Origin of the sequence: Octadecabacter algicola, from assembly GCF_021532625.1 — a bacterium.
Lineage (GTDB): Bacteria > Pseudomonadota > Alphaproteobacteria > Rhodobacterales > Rhodobacteraceae > Octadecabacter > Octadecabacter algicola.
Genome location: NZ_JAKGAR010000003.1, coordinates 555316 through 568852 on the forward strand (window position 1 = coordinate 555316; position 13537 = coordinate 568852).

The following is a 13537-nucleotide window of genomic DNA, read 5'->3' on the forward strand; positions in this document are numbered from 1 at the left end:
AGTTGCCAAATTCCCATCGTCGTTTAAGGAATGGAAACAATGAGCGATAATTCCCCATATTTTCAATGGTGTGTTAAGCATGAGACACTAGTAACATAGGCACACAATACCACTGCTTCGGGAAGGATGATTTTGGGCGCTTGGACATCTTATCGGCTACGCATACAGCGTAAGCGCTGGCATATCCGTGCCCGGCGCAAAAGTCGTGAGTTGACGGTTCACAAGGACCGCACCAATCAAATTAAGCGCGGCGATATTTTATTGTTTTCAACCTTCCGCAACGAAGACGTTCGCCTCCCATATTTTTTCAAATATTACCGTGATTTAGGTGTCGATCACTTCATCATGGTTGATAATGAAAGCGATGATGGCGGTGGTGAATATGCCGCCATGCAGCCCGACGTGTCCGTGTGGACGGCCAAAGGCAGCTACCGCAGATCTCGGTTTGGCGTCGATTGGTTGAACTATTTGCAACGCAAATATGCCGACGGTCATTGGACACTTGTTGTCGATCCAGATGAGTTTTTTGTTTACCCGTTCTGTGACACGCGCCCTATTCGTGCGTTAACGGATTGGTTGGATGCGTCCGATATTCGTAGTTTTGGTGCGATGCTACTGGATATGTACCCCAAAGGCCGCTTGGATGCTGTGCCCTATAAAAAAGGCCAAGACCCGATTGAGATCGCGTCATGGTTTGACAGCGGGAACTACACTTTTGCCAAAAACCATCTTTACTACAATCTGTGGATTCAAGGCGGCCCGCGCGCTCGGATGTTCTTTGAGGACGAGCCGTGGCGTGCGCCTGCGTTGAATAAGACCCCGCTGATCAAGTGGGACAAGAATTACGCCTATGTGAGTTCGACTCACATGGTTCTGCCACGGGGCTTGAACCTCGTTTATGATGAGTGGGGCGGTGAGAAGGCGTCAGGTATTCTATTGCACGCTAAATTCCTAGACACTTTTGGGGAAAAAGCGGCCGAAGAGCTATCTCGGGGGCAGCACTATGCCAGTTCTCAAGAGTACAAAGCCTACGCCGAAGGTATCGCACAGCATCCGGACCTGTGGTGCAAATGGTCAGAGAAATACATTAATTGGCGCCAGCTCGAAATTTTGGGACTCATGTCGAAAGGCAACTGGGCATGAGCGTCGGTGTGGTCATGTTGGTGCACACTGCGTTGAAACGTGCGGAGCAGGTGATCCGTCATTGGTCAGCGGCGGGGTGTCCTGTTGTGATCCATGTGGACAAGAACGTAGATCGCACCGTTTACGATGAATTCGTAAACAGTGTTGCGGACTTGCCCGATGTTTTGTTTTCCAAACGCCATCGCTGTGAATGGGGAACTTGGGGAATTGTCGCTGCGTCGCAATCAGCGTCCAGTTTGATGCTGGAAAAGTTCCCAGCTGTGCGGCATGTCTATCTGGCATCAGGATCATGTTTGCCGCTAAGGCCCATTAAAGACCTACAAGAATATTTGGGCAAACGTCCGCGTACCGACTTTATCGAGAGCGCAACGACCGCGGATGTGCCTTGGACGCAAGGCGGTCTTGATTTTGAACGCTTTACGCTGCGGTTCCCGTTTTCATGGCGCAAACACCGCTTTCTCTTTGATCGGTATGTAGAATTTCAGCGCCGATTTAAAATGTACCGCCGTGTGCCTGACGGCATCGTACCGCATATGGGGTCGCAGTGGTGGTGCCTCACGCGGCAAACCTTGTCGGCAATCCTCGAAGACCCAGATCGCGGCGTTTACGACGCCTATTTCAAACGCGTTTGGATTCCTGACGAAAGCTATTTTCAGACGCTCGTTCGCCTGTATTCGCAAAATATCGAAAGCCGGTCCCTGACGCTGTCCAAATTCGATTATCAAGGTAAGCCGCATATCTTTTACGATGATCACCTGCAATTGCTGCGTCGGTCGGATTGCTTTGTTGCGCGAAAAATCTGGCCCGACGCCGACCGTTTGTATGAAAATTTCCTGAACGAAGAAAATCCGCTCAAGGGTGCTGAGCCTAACCCAGGAAAGATCGATCGTATCTTTGCCAAAGCTGTTGAACGCCGTACGCGCGGGCGTGCTGGGTTGTTCATGCAAAGCCGCTTACCGAGGGCAGGGCACGAGAACGGGTTCACTTCGGCGCCCTATTCTGTGTTCGAAGGCTTTGCCGATCTATTTGAGGATTTTGAACCTTGGCTTGCGCGGATGACGGGAACACGTGTCCACGGACGTTTGTATTCCAAGGCTGGTGTTGAGTTTGAAGGGCGGCAAAAGACGTTTAGCGGCGCTATGTCGAGCAATGCCAAATTGCGTGACCATCATGCACAATCGTTCTTGATTAACCTTATTTGGAACACGCGTGGGGAACGGCAGTGTTTTCAATTTGGCCCGGCGGATAGCCAGTTTGTGAGTTGGGATATGGCGAAAGACCCCAACGCGCAGATTAGTGTGATCTCTGGCGCATGGGCGATCCCGTTGTTCCAGTCGAACCGTAACTTTTCTGAAATTCGTGCTGAAGCCGCAGAGCTTCAACGGATAGAAAGTGAACATCTAGAAGCATTGAGATCCCCTTGGGCGAAAGCCCGAATCAGGATCTGGACCTTGGCCGACTTCATTGAGACACCAATGGAGGCGCTGCAAACAGTGCTGGATGAAATGGGCGCTAAGAACTTGCGACGCGTGACAGAAGCGCCGAAAATGGCGGATCTTAACGGGTTTGGCCAATTCTTGCAGAACCTAAAGAACCAAGGAATGCACCCTTATTTGATGGGGGACTTTCCGACCGAAAGCTCACCTGTCAACGATCGTCCATCGCGGCGGAAACCCTATCTGGTTAGATAAGTTATGGCTGAGTTTGACTATTTCGTTGTCTTCGCGGAGATGCGCACAGGGTCCAATTTCTTAGAAGCGAACATAAACGCGTTCGAAGGGATTACCTGCCACGGAGAAGTGTTTAACCCGAGCTTTATTGGCTATCCGAATCGCGACAAAGTTCTCGGAGTTTCACAAGAAGATCGGGACACGAATCCAAATGAATTGTTGGATCGGATTAAGGCTGCGGATGGGCTGAACGGTTATCGCTATTTTAACAGTCACGATGATCGTGTGTTCGACACGATGCTGGATGATCCGCGTTGCGCTAAAGTCATCCTGACGCGAAATCCCGTCGAAAGCTACGTAAGCTGGAAAATCGCTAAGGCGACGGGTCAATGGAAGCTCACAGATGTGAAGCGGTTGCGGGAAGATACGATCGAATTTTCCGGACCGGAATTCGAGAACCATGTCGCCAAGATACAGGCGTTTCAGGTGCGTTTGATGGGAAGATTACAACGGTCCGGCCAAACAGCGTTCTATGTCGACTACGAAGACCTGCAAGATGTCGATGTAATGAACGGCCTTGCCGCATTTCTCGGATCGAACGCTCGGTTAAGTGCGCTTGATAAGTCGCTGAAAAAGCAAAACCCAAGCCCGATGTCTGACAAGGTCGAAAACTTTGACGAGATGGGAGAGGCGCTTGCACGGCTCGATCGATTCAATTTAAATCGCACCCCAAATTTTGAACCTCGTCGTGGACCGTCTGTGCCAACATTCGTTTCCGCCTCGATGTCGCCGCTACTTTACTTACCGATACGGTCTGGCCCGGAAAACGCTGTCACTAACTGGTTGGCCGAACTTGATGATGTGAGTCCTGATGATCTGATCAGTGGGTTTACGCAGAAATCACTGCGTGACTGGAAACGTCAGCACATCGGTCACCGCAGTTTCACGGTCGTTCGTCATCCCGTTGCACGCGCTCATGCGGCGTTCTGCAGTAAGATATTACAGACGGGTGAAGGGACCTATGTCGGCATCAGAAAGACCCTGTCGAAGCAATTCAAATTGAAGTTGCCCGAAGACGCTTCCCAAGCATCCTACACGCCAGCAAACCATAAGACCGCTTTCTTGGGTTTCTTGCGTTTTGTGAAGTCCAACTTGGGAGGACAGACGGCGATCCGTGTGGACTCGCACTGGGCAACTCAGGCGAATGCTCTGCAGGGCTTTGCCGAATTTGTGACCCCTGATCTGGTGTTGAGGGAAGATCGTCTGCAAGATGACCTGGCCATTCTCGCCGCGCAAATCGGGAAAGAAGTCATGCCTGTGATTGCGGAAACTGATCGGTATTCTGATCAGTTAGCCGGAATGTACGACGCAGAGGTCGAGACTGCTGTTCAAGAGGTTTACCAGCGCGATTATGACGCTTTCGGGTTTGGGCCCTATTCTTCTTAAGCGGCCTGCGCTGTCACTGCTTCCGTCAGAATTGTATAAATCGTTGATGGGTCTTCGTTCGCTCGCAATTTGGTGCGGATATTCTCATCACGAAGTGTCCGCGAAACAAGAGCGAGTGCTTTCAGGTGTTCAACGCCGGCATCTTCAGGTGCGAAAAGGGCAAAAGCCAGATCAACAGGTTGGCGATCAACTGAATCGAAGTCGAGCGGCTTCTTGATCCGGACGAATAACCCACAGACCTGATCCAGAGCGGGCAGGCGCGCGTGTGGTAGGGCGACACCTTGGCCCACACCAGTGGGGCCAAGGCCTTCGCGTTCGACTAATGCATCCACGACCATCGTGTGATTCAGACCAAAACAAGACTCAGCCATGTTTCCGATGTCGTGAAACAGCCGCTTTTTGCTGCTGGCAGCAGCAATCACTTTGATGCCTTCGAGAGGAAGGATACCTTGAATGGTCATAATGAATACAAATCGGGCTTTGCCCAATCAGCCTGTGTTACGCGGGTCTATCCAACCGATATTGCCGTCTTCGCGGCGGTATACCACGTTGACACCGCTATGTCCTTCATTTCGAAAGACCAAGACTGGCGAGTTCGCAATTTCCATTTGCATGACTGCTTCTCCGACGGAGAGTTCAGGAATCTTCGTTTCCATTTCAGCCACGATCATCGAAGTAACGCCCTCAGGCTCGCTGTCTTCCGACTCGCTATTTGAGGCGAGGATATACGACCCTGCGTCCGAAAGTTCAACGGGTTGTGAACGTTCCTTATGGTGGTCCTTCAGGCGTCGTTTGTACCGCCTGAGTTGTTTGTCCATTTTTTCGGTAGCACTATCAAAAGCCGCATATATTTCAGTAGCATGGCCTTTGGCTTGCGCGGTCAAACCCGTAGAAAGATGGACAACAGTTTCGCAGACATATTCATGCCCGCTCTTCGAAAAGATGACATTCGCGTCGGTTGGGCGGCCAGCATATTTGCCAACAACTTCCCCGAGTTCAGTCTGCACGTGTGTCTGCAGAGCTTCGCCGATATCAATATGCTTTCCTGTGATCTGATAGCGCATCTTATCTCCTTTATTATTCAACGCATGCAATTCGGGCGCACAAACCGTTAAGGTTTGTTCAGTTTACGCCTGAAAAGATAGGATTGATGACAGCGTCTTGCGTGTGTGCTGACTGCGCCCATAAGGCGTGATCCGAACCGCGCTGGAAAAGGATTCTGTCATCTCTGTTAGTTGGCGACAAAATGGGGGTGTCTGTCAATGGTTTCCATCGGAAGATCACGAAACGCGGAATGAATCTCCGAGATAGACGCGGCGTACATTTTCGTCCTTTACGACTTCTTCGGCCGTTCCAGACATGAGAATTTGTCCATCATGAAGGATATACGCACGGTCAACGATTTGTAGCGTTTCTTGGACGTTGTGATCGGTGATCAGGACGCCAATTCCTCGGTTCTTGAGGTCGGCAGTCAGCGCGCGGATCTCAGCGACAGCAATCGGGTCAACCCCAGCAAAAGGTTCATCAAGCAGTACATATTTCGGATCTGCGGCAAGGCATCGCGCGATCTCGGCACGGCGGCGTTCGCCACCGGACAATGCCAGTGCAGGCGCGCGGCGAAGGTGCTCGATTGAGAATTCGCTTAAGAGTTCTTCAAGGCGTTCGCGGCGGCGGCGGCGGTCGGGTTCTGAGATCTCAAGAATTGCGAGAATGTTGTCTTCGACGTTTAGCCCGCGAAAGATGGACATTTCTTGTGGCAAGTAACCGATGCCCAACTTGGCACGCCGATACATTGGCAATGTAGTTACTTCTCGGCCGTCTACGATTACCTGCCCGCCTTCGGGGGTCACAAGGCCAGCGATAGAATAAAAACAAGTGGTCTTTCCGGATCCGTTCGGGCCCAACAGGGCGACAACCTCACCCCGGCCAAGCTCCATGTTAACGTCGCGAATAACCACGCGTTTCCCGTAGCTTTTGCGCAGGTGGCGGACTTGGAGGCCAACGTAGCCATCTGTCACGGTCAAATCAGGCATCAGTTGCCGCCTTGGTTAAAGATAGTGCGAACGCGTCCTTCCATGCGGGCGGCGCCCGTCGAAAGATCAATGTTCATGCGGTCGGCGGAAATTGCGCTGGCACCTTGCGTCAAAAGGACATCTCCCGACATGAGCAGTGTTCCTGCATCAAGGTTGTATTCTGCAGTTGCGGATTCTGCGGCTTCGGAGGCTGTTACTAGGGTAACGCCGCCGCTTGCAGACAGACGGCTTATGTCGCCTGAAGCGTCGTTATAGATAACTTGGACCTGTCCAGCAGAAAGCCGCAAATCGCCTTGGCCCAAGACTACGTTTCCCGCAAAAACCGCCTCACCGCTGGTCTGGTCAATACTCAGGTTGTCCGCCGTGATTTCTACGGGCGCATTCGGGTCGGCATTGACCGCACCGAGATTGATGTTCGTTTGAGAAAAGGCAGCCGATGCTACAATTAGCGCGGCGCAGGTTACAACTGATTGAATGAATTTCACGATAAAAGAATCCTATTGTTGCGGCGTATATATCAGCCGAACGCCGTTTTGGAAAAGCATCACTTGGCTCGTGCTTCCTTCAGGGGTTTCGATGATCAGTTGGCCCGCAGATAATGACCCAAAAGGCGCAAGCCCTTCGATGTTTCCATCAGATGCAATTCGCCCCGTCGAAAGTTCAGCGATAAAACCGAGCGCTTCCATCTCATAGCCATTAGACGTTTCTAGATGTGCCAAACCCGTTAGGCGTGCGATGCGTGCATCGTTGTCGATCTCGCCACCGCCGGCACGAATGTCGATATGCGTGCCGTCTGCCGTTTCAATAGCGGCTTCGATGTTCTCAGCCGAAATGGTGCTACCGTTGGGGCGGGTCGTTCTTGCCGCAAGTTCAATCACGGAACCATCGTCGGCTACGCCTGACAATTGCGCACCAGAAAGGCGAGGTTCTTGGGCGAGCTGTTCAATTTCGGCGTATGGTATCGCACTGTCTTGTGTGGGCGCACGGGCAAAGAGGAACACCGTCGACATCAAAGCAAGGGCGGCCAAAGGCAAAGTTATCTTAAGGATGCCGACAAATTGGGAATAAAGATTGTCGTCGTTAACCATCTACACAATGCCAGCGCGCAGGCAGTCGTGAATGTGCAATATGCCTGCCACTCTGTTCGACCCTTCAGGGTCGACGACAAACAGACATGTGATGTTGCTAGTGTTCATTACATTCACAGCTTCTTCGGCCAAAGCAGCTGTGCCAATGGTGCGGGGGGCTTTGGTCATGACCTTGCCCGCAGTTAGGTCCAGAAGTCCGGCCATGTTCCGACGCAAATCGCCGTCGGTCACGATGCCTGAAAGATAACCATCGTCATCCAATACGCCAACCACACCGAACCCTTTTTGGCTGATGGTTAGCAATGTATCGCTCATTGGAGTGTCTTCGCCGACCAATGGAACAGCATCGCCTTTGTGCATAAGGTCGCCGACCCGCGACAGTTGAGCACCCAGTTTGCCGCCAGGGTGGAATTCACGAAAGTTGTCGGCGCTGAACGCGCGGTGCTGCATGATCGCGACCGACAACGCATCGCCCAACGCAAGTGTCATGGTTGTGGATGTCGTCGGGACGACGCCAGTTCCACATGCTTCTGGTAGCTTGGGCATCAGCAGTACAATGTCTGATTGTGTCGCAAGAGAGCTTTCCGCTCGGCTAGTGATTCCGATCAGCGGAATCCCGAACCGTTGCGTGTAGGCGATGAGATTGGCGAGCTCCGGCGCTTCGCCGGAATTGGAGATCGCCAAGACCACGTCGCCGCGTGTCACCATACCTAGGTCGCCATGCGATGCTTCGGCAGGGTGTACGAAATGCGCGGGCGTCCCTGTGCTGGCCAAAGTCGCTGCGATTTTTCGTGCGATGTGGCCGGACTTGCCGATACCCGAAATGATGATACGGCCTTTTGCGTTCAGGATCAGATCAACTGCGTCGGACAGCGATACTCCCAAAGAATCCGCTAAAGAATTCAGAGCGTTTGCTTCCTCGCGGATGACGCGGCGAGCGGTATCGATGAATTTAGACTGTGCCATTAGTGTGCAAATATGTCTTGTTCGTGCCAGCCCGCTAAATCGAGCTGCGCACGCATTGGAAGGAAGTCAAAGCAGGCTTGCGCCATTTTTGTTCGGCTTTCGCGGGCGAGGCGAATGTTTAGCTCGTCTCTCAGTTTGTGCAGATACAATACATCCGACGCCGCATAATCAAGCTGGGCTTTTGAGAGCTCGGCAGCGCCCCAATCGCTTTGTTGCTGGAATTTGGAAATATCGACGCGCAAAAGGTCCTGAAGCAGGTTTCTTAGCCCGTGGCGATCCGTGTAGGTGCGCACAAGCTTGCTGGCAATCTTGGTGCAATAGATTGGTGCTGCCACAGTGCCAAAGGCATTCGCCATGGCGGCGATATCAAAGCGCCCGTAGTGGAACAGCTTCAGCACATCAGGGTTGGCAAGCATTTTACATAGATTCGGAGCTTGGGTTTGATTGGCTGCGACCTGAACTAAGTGGCAATCGCCGTCTCCACTGCTCATCTGGATCAAACAAAGTCGGTCACGATGGGGATTCAGTCCCATGGTTTCGCAATCAATCGCGACAACTGGACCAAGATCGAGACCGTCTGGTAAATCATTTTGATAAAGGTGATTTGTCATGCGATCTCTCTAACACGCGCTTGCGTTGATGTGGAGAGAATGGTGCCCAGAAGAGGACTCGAACCTCCACGTCCATACAGACACCAGCACCTGAAGCTGGCGCGTCTACCAATTCCGCCATCTGGGCACAGATAACAGAGGGGCGTTTAAGCCCGTGACGTAGGGCTGTCAACGAGATTCGGGTCGTGATTTCCGCTTGAATGATTTTGATCTGTATTTTCAGCAAAATGAAGCGGCAGACTCGTCCAGTTGATCCTTGTTTATCAAGGGGCAGGGCGGTAAATGTGGCGCAACACTAGCTGCAGGAAACTATTAGCATGTCCAAACTTGTCACCATTTACGGCGGATCCGGATTTCTTGGGCGCTATATTGCGCGACGTTTGGCGAAAGACGGCTGGCGTGTCCGTGTCGCAGTGCGCAGCCCGAACGAAGCGATGTTCGTAAAGCCTTATGGTGCGGTTGGTCAGGTTGAGCCGGTTTTCTGCAATATCCGCGATGACGCTTCGGTGGCGTCTGTAATGACAGGTGCCGATGCGGTCGTGAACTGTGTTGGTGTGCTCGACAACATCGGCAAGAATACATTTGATGCGGTTCACGTCGAAGGCGCTGAGCGTGTTGCGCGCCTTGCGGCTGCAAATGGCGTTGGCACGATGGTTCATATCTCGGCCATTGGTGCAGATGAGAACAGCGCAAGCGAGTATGGCCGTACCAAAGCACAAGGCGAAGCTGCAATTCTGCAAAACATGCCAAACGCGATGATTTTGAGGCCCTCCATCATGTTTGGCCATGAAGATGGGTTCTTTAACCGTTTTGCAGGCATGTCACGTTTCGGTCCGGTCTTACCTGTGATCGGAGCGGAGACAAAGTTTCAGACTGTTTACGTCGATGACGTTGCGGCTGCTGCCGTCATGGGTGTCGATGGACAAGCGCAGGGCGTTTTTGAACTTGGCGGGCCTGACGTGAATACCTTCCGCGAGCTGATGGGGCAGATGTTGAAAGTCGTGCGTCGCCGTCGTTTGGTTTTGAATATTCCATTCGGGATCGCAAAGATCATGGCGTTCGGATTTAAGGTTGGGCGTTTCTTGTCGCTGGGCCTTGTGCGCGGGCCGATTACTGCGGATCAGGTTGAAAGCTTGAAGATCGATAATGTTGTGTCCGAGGATGCACAGGGGTTTGACGCCTTGGGAATCACACCGACGGCGCTGGAAGCGATCTTGCCTGACTACTTGTGGCGGTTCCGCCCGTCTGGTCAGTATGACGCGATAAAAGAGAGCGCTGCGAACCTTAAAGCTTAAGTGTAGGCAATCGTCAGTAAGGCAATTCCAAGAAGCACGCGATAGATCACGTAAGGCGTGAAGCTTACGGAACGCAGCAAGCGCATCATTAAGCTAAGTGCAAGCAACGCCGCCAAGAATGATAAGATTGCCGCGATTGCGCCGTCTTTGGCGGCTTGAACGTCCGCGGTTGCGGCAACTTCCACACTCGCCAATGTGCCAGCTGCAATGATGGTGGGAATCGACATCAGCATCGACAATTTTGCGCCGTCTTCTCTTTTGAAGCCAAGCCAGCGTGCAGCGGTGATCGTGATCCCAGATCGTGATGTGCCCGGAATCAGTGAGACCGCTTGCCAGAGTCCCATGATGATCGCGCGGCGTGGGGTCCAATCCGGTGCTTCAAGATCTGTTGAACCTGTCTGGTCTGCCCAATAAAGCACAATCCCAAAGATGAGCATCGTCCAACCGATAACCGTTATTGAGCGCAGAGCGTCATCCCAGCCCGTCAGTTTCAAGATCAGACCGAAAATCACAACTGGGATCGTAGCGATAGCCAAACCGAATGCCAAACGTGCACCTTGGGTGTCGATCTTGCCGCGCAAAACACGTGGGACACCAGCAAGCGCCAAGCGCACATCCTGCCAGAAAAACAGGATCACGGCGAAAAGTGTACCAACATGTACGGCGACATCGATGACCTGACCTTGGTCCTCCATCCCCGTCAGTTGCGGCAATAGAATAAGGTGTCCAGAGGAAGACACTGGTAGGAATTCGGTGATTCCTTGGATCAACGCGACAAGCAGGAGCGTGAGGAGTGGCATAAGAACCTTTGATTCGTTTTCGCCTTTGTAAATCACTGGAGTCGCGGGGAAAGAGGATAGATAGAGCCGATTCGGACCTAAAAAACACTGACATGTTGACAAGTCCGCGCTTAGCAGTGCAAATAATTGTCAATTAGGTAAACTATACTGACTTTTCTTTCTCGCCGTCGCGCTTTAGAAGAGCAGTTCGAATTTTCGATTTGGAGAATGTCCTGTGGCTGGTCAAAAGATGCTGAAGTTTGTCGATGTGGAACGGGATATGCCTGAAAAGCGCCCGCCAAACCTGCGCAAAGAAGATTTCTCGGAGATTTACGCAGAATACGCGACAGCCAAAGCAGCTGAACAAGCGAGCCGCTGCTCTCAGTGTGGTGTGCCGTATTGCCAATCTCACTGCCCGCTTCACAACAACATCCCTGACTGGTTGCGCATGACCGCCGAAGGGCGTTTGGAAGAAGCCTATGAGATCTCACAGGCAACGAACACGTTCCCGGAAATCTGTGGTCGTATCTGCCCACAAGACCGTCTTTGCGAAGGCAACTGCGTAATTGAACAGTCAGGCCACGGTACTGTTACGATCGGTTCCGTTGAAAAATACATCACCGACACTGCGTTCGAAAAGGGATGGGTCAAGCCGATCCGCCCAAGTGTTGAACGCGGTGAAAGCGTTGGGATCATCGGTGCAGGCCCTGGTGGGCTTGCAGCGGCGGATGCGCTGCGTCGTCAGGGTGTACAGGTTACAGTTTATGATCGTTATGACCGCGGTGGCGGCTTGCTGACATACGGTATCCCCGGCTTCAAACTGGAAAAAGACATTGTCATGCAACGCATGGCGCAGCTGGAAGATGGCGGCGTAGAGTTCGTGATGAACTGCAATGTTGGCGAAGACCTCAGCTTCGACGCTATTCGCGGTAAGCACGAAGCGATTCTAATCGCGACGGGTGTTTACAAGACCCGTGCATTGCAGGCTCCGAATGCCGAAGCTGACGGTATCGTTCGTGCCATCGATTATCTAACCGCAAGTAACCGCAAAAGCTTTGGTGATGACGTTGAAGAATTCGACAACGGCGAGCTGAATGCGGCTGGCAAAAAGGTTGTCGTCATCGGTGGCGGCGACACGGCGATGGACTGTGTACGCACAGCGATCCGCCAAGGTGCCGAGAGCGTGAAATGTCTCTACCGTCGCGATAAAGCAAACATGCCAGGTTCCCAGCGGGAAACACAGAACGCCGAAGAAGAAGGTGTAGAGTTTGTTTGGTTGTCAGCACCTAAGGGTTTCACAACCAATGATGACGCCGCAGTTGAAGGTGTCATGGTGCAAAAGATGCGTCTTGGTGCGCCAGATGCGTCAGGCCGCCAGATGCCCGAATTGATCGAAGGCAGCGACTATGTTGAAGACGCCGATCTTGTGGTTCAGGCGCTTGGTTTTGAACCAGAAGACATCCCGACATTATGGGGTGTTCCTGAATTGGAAGTGACCCGTTGGGGCACCGTTAAAGCGGAGTTCACAACTGGCCAAACCAGCCTTGAGGGTGTGTTTGCGGCCGGCGATATTGTGCGCGGTGCGAGCCTTGTGGTTTGGGCGATCAAAGATGGTCGTGACGCGGCGGATGCGATCCTCGACTACATCAACCAAGGCGCATCGGTTGCAGCGGAATAGCACCAAGTTCGACCTACGGGTCGAGTATGGGTTTGATATGGGTCCAGTATGGGCCTGATCCACCCGACACAGAAGCGATAGGTCAGCACTGCTGATATGGAGAGTAAATAGATGATGAAGACAGCAACTACTATTGCCGTTCTCGCTGCCAGCCCACTAGCCGCGCAGCAGTTTTCTATGCCCGCTGGTTGTGAAGCGTATCTAACGATCCAATCCCAGAGCTGCTCCGTGTCGCATTATTTCCGCTGCGAAGAGGATCTCAATGGAGAGCAGCGCCGCGCAACGCTGGACGAAGAAGGCATGTCCTACATCGGACGTATCAGCGCGCAGGCAGAATGGCTGGAGAGCTTTCATTTGCGGTCCGGTCACACAGAACGGCTGAGCGACGCGGCTGACCCGATGAATATTATTGAGCTGATCGAGAATGGCGTTGATACGTGGGATTTCGTCACGGAAAGCGCAGAGATTGGCGACAGCCGCTACGAAGGCATGGACCGACTGACCGGCGAAACCATCGTCATTGATGGGGTTACACTGCTTGGTACGGAGTATGCGCTGACTTCTTATGACAGCGCTGGCAACGTCGCTTGGCGCAGTGAAGGCCGTGAATACGTTAGCGACGAATGGAACATGTTTATCGGGGGTGAGAGCAGCTACATCACGTCTGATGATCGTTTTGATAGCGACGATTCACCAGTCGAATTCATCTTTCCTGATGAACCCGGTTTCCTATCCACAAATCCAAAATTTGGCTGCGGCGTTGAGATGTCATCCTTTGATGTATCAATCCTGCCGACAAGCCCCATCCAGAATTAAGACATGCCACCC

14 protein-coding genes and 1 tRNA gene are annotated in these 13537 nt (G+C 52.5%); 6 read left to right on the forward strand and 9 right to left on the reverse strand.

Annotation, left to right across the window (positions count from 1 at the left end):
* Nucleotides 1–126 precede the first annotated feature (126 nt).
* Genes L0666_RS13920 through L0666_RS13930 form a run of 3 tightly spaced genes read left to right on the forward strand, consistent with a single transcriptional unit; the run spans nt 127 to nt 4259 of the window.
* Entirely contained in the window at nt 127–1143 is a 1017-nt protein-coding gene (locus tag L0666_RS13920; RefSeq protein ID WP_235261991.1) for a glycosyltransferase family 2 protein, read from the forward strand.
* Complete coding sequence (locus L0666_RS13925) at nt 1140–2834, forward strand: beta-1,6-N-acetylglucosaminyltransferase (protein WP_235261992.1); 1695 nt, start codon at nt 1140–1142, stop codon at nt 2832–2834. Before L0666_RS13920 ends, L0666_RS13925 begins: the two co-directional genes overlap by 4 nt.
* A 3-nt stretch (nt 2835–2837) precedes the next feature.
* Nucleotides 2838–4259 carry a sulfotransferase family 2 domain-containing protein gene (locus tag L0666_RS13930; RefSeq protein WP_235261993.1) on the forward strand — a complete coding sequence of 474 codons (1422 nt, stop codon included), beginning with the start codon at nt 2838–2840 and terminating at the stop codon, nt 4257–4259.
* Here the strand turns inward: L0666_RS13930 and L0666_RS13935 are convergent.
* The 8 genes from L0666_RS13935 to L0666_RS13970 form a co-directional block, all read right to left on the reverse strand.
* A complete protein-coding gene (locus tag L0666_RS13935; protein ID WP_235261994.1) occupies nt 4256–4720 on the reverse strand; it encodes a PTS sugar transporter subunit IIA in 465 nt (154 codons plus the stop codon). The genes L0666_RS13930 and L0666_RS13935 overlap by 4 nt on opposite strands.
* Nucleotides 4721–4747: 27 nt before the next feature.
* The gene (gene hpf / locus L0666_RS13940; protein ID WP_216035835.1) at nt 4748–5323 is read right to left on the reverse strand and encodes a ribosome hibernation-promoting factor, HPF/YfiA family; all 576 of its coding nucleotides are present in this window, start codon (nt 5321–5323) and stop codon (nt 4748–4750) included.
* A 216-nt stretch (nt 5324–5539) separates the two neighbouring features.
* Entirely contained in the window at nt 5540–6292 is a 753-nt protein-coding gene (lptB, locus tag L0666_RS13945; RefSeq protein WP_235261995.1) for an LPS export ABC transporter ATP-binding protein, read from the reverse strand.
* The gene (locus L0666_RS13950) at nt 6292–6777 is read right to left on the reverse strand and encodes an LptA/OstA family protein (protein ID WP_235261996.1); all 486 of its coding nucleotides are present in this window, start codon (nt 6775–6777) and stop codon (nt 6292–6294) included. Before L0666_RS13950 ends, lptB begins: the two co-directional genes overlap by 1 nt.
* A 12-nt stretch (nt 6778–6789) precedes the next feature.
* On the reverse strand, nt 6790–7380 hold the full coding sequence (locus L0666_RS13955; protein WP_235261997.1) for a hypothetical protein: 591 nt from the start codon (nt 7378–7380) through the stop codon (nt 6790–6792).
* Nucleotides 7381–8346, reverse strand: a complete 966-nt coding sequence (locus tag L0666_RS13960; protein ID WP_235261998.1) for a KpsF/GutQ family sugar-phosphate isomerase — start codon at nt 8344–8346, stop codon at nt 7381–7383.
* Nucleotides 8346–8957 carry a ribonuclease D gene (locus tag L0666_RS13965; RefSeq protein WP_235261999.1) on the reverse strand — a complete coding sequence of 204 codons (612 nt, stop codon included), beginning with the start codon at nt 8955–8957 and terminating at the stop codon, nt 8346–8348. The genes L0666_RS13960 and L0666_RS13965 overlap by 1 nt, the downstream gene beginning before the upstream one ends.
* Before the next feature lie 40 nt (nt 8958–8997).
* Nucleotides 8998–9084 (reverse strand) — tRNA-Leu (locus tag L0666_RS13970).
* Between the two features lie 190 nt (nt 9085–9274).
* Here L0666_RS13970 and L0666_RS13975 point away from each other — a divergent pair.
* On the forward strand, nt 9275–10252 hold the full coding sequence (locus L0666_RS13975; RefSeq protein ID WP_235262000.1) for a complex I NDUFA9 subunit family protein: 978 nt from the start codon (nt 9275–9277) through the stop codon (nt 10250–10252).
* On the opposite strand, the gene L0666_RS13980 is transcribed toward L0666_RS13975, so the two are convergent.
* Entirely contained in the window at nt 10249–11052 is an 804-nt protein-coding gene (locus L0666_RS13980; protein ID WP_235262001.1) for an undecaprenyl-diphosphate phosphatase, read from the reverse strand. The two genes, L0666_RS13975 and L0666_RS13980, sit on opposite strands and share 4 nt — an antisense overlap.
* A gap of 214 nt (nt 11053–11266) precedes the next feature.
* Here L0666_RS13980 and L0666_RS13985 point away from each other — a divergent pair, with 214 nt between their 5' ends.
* Nucleotides 11267–12709: an NAD(P)-dependent oxidoreductase gene (locus L0666_RS13985; protein WP_235262002.1), complete on the forward strand. Its 1443-nt coding sequence runs from the start codon at nt 11267–11269 to the stop codon at nt 12707–12709.
* Nucleotides 12710–12820: 111 nt separating this feature from the next.
* Nucleotides 12821–13525: a hypothetical protein gene (locus L0666_RS13990; protein WP_235262003.1), complete on the forward strand. Its 705-nt coding sequence runs from the start codon at nt 12821–12823 to the stop codon at nt 13523–13525.
* Nucleotides 13526–13537: the final 12 nt, after the last annotated feature.

Excerpts from the sequence above, each read along its gene's own strand:
- L0666_RS13920 (WP_235261991.1), top strand. The coding sequence starts at position 127 with ATGATTTTGGGCGCTTGGACATCTTATCGGCTACGCATACAGCGTAAG.
- L0666_RS13925 (WP_235261992.1), top strand. The coding sequence starts at position 1,140 with ATGAGCGTCGGTGTGGTCATGTTGGTGCACACTGCGTTGAAACGTGCG.
- L0666_RS13930 (WP_235261993.1), top strand. The coding sequence starts at position 2,838 with ATGGCTGAGTTTGACTATTTCGTTGTCTTCGCGGAGATGCGCACAGGG.
- L0666_RS13935 (WP_235261994.1), bottom strand. The coding sequence starts at position 4,720 with ATGACCATTCAAGGTATCCTTCCTCTCGAAGGCATCAAAGTGATTGCT.
- hpf (WP_216035835.1), bottom strand. The coding sequence starts at position 5,323 with ATGCGCTATCAGATCACAGGAAAGCATATTGATATCGGCGAAGCTCTG.
- lptB (WP_235261995.1), bottom strand. The coding sequence starts at position 6,292 with ATGCCTGATTTGACCGTGACAGATGGCTACGTTGGCCTCCAAGTCCGC.
- L0666_RS13955 (WP_235261997.1), bottom strand. The coding sequence starts at position 7,380 with ATGGTTAACGACGACAATCTTTATTCCCAATTTGTCGGCATCCTTAAG.
- L0666_RS13960 (WP_235261998.1), bottom strand. The coding sequence starts at position 8,346 with ATGGCACAGTCTAAATTCATCGATACCGCTCGCCGCGTCATCCGCGAG.
- L0666_RS13965 (WP_235261999.1), bottom strand. The coding sequence starts at position 8,957 with ATGACAAATCACCTTTATCAAAATGATTTACCAGACGGTCTCGATCTT.
- L0666_RS13975 (WP_235262000.1), top strand. The coding sequence starts at position 9,275 with ATGTCCAAACTTGTCACCATTTACGGCGGATCCGGATTTCTTGGGCGC.
- L0666_RS13980 (WP_235262001.1), bottom strand. The coding sequence starts at position 11,052 with ATGCCACTCCTCACGCTCCTGCTTGTCGCGTTGATCCAAGGAATCACC.
- L0666_RS13990 (WP_235262003.1), top strand. The coding sequence starts at position 12,821 with ATGATGAAGACAGCAACTACTATTGCCGTTCTCGCTGCCAGCCCACTA.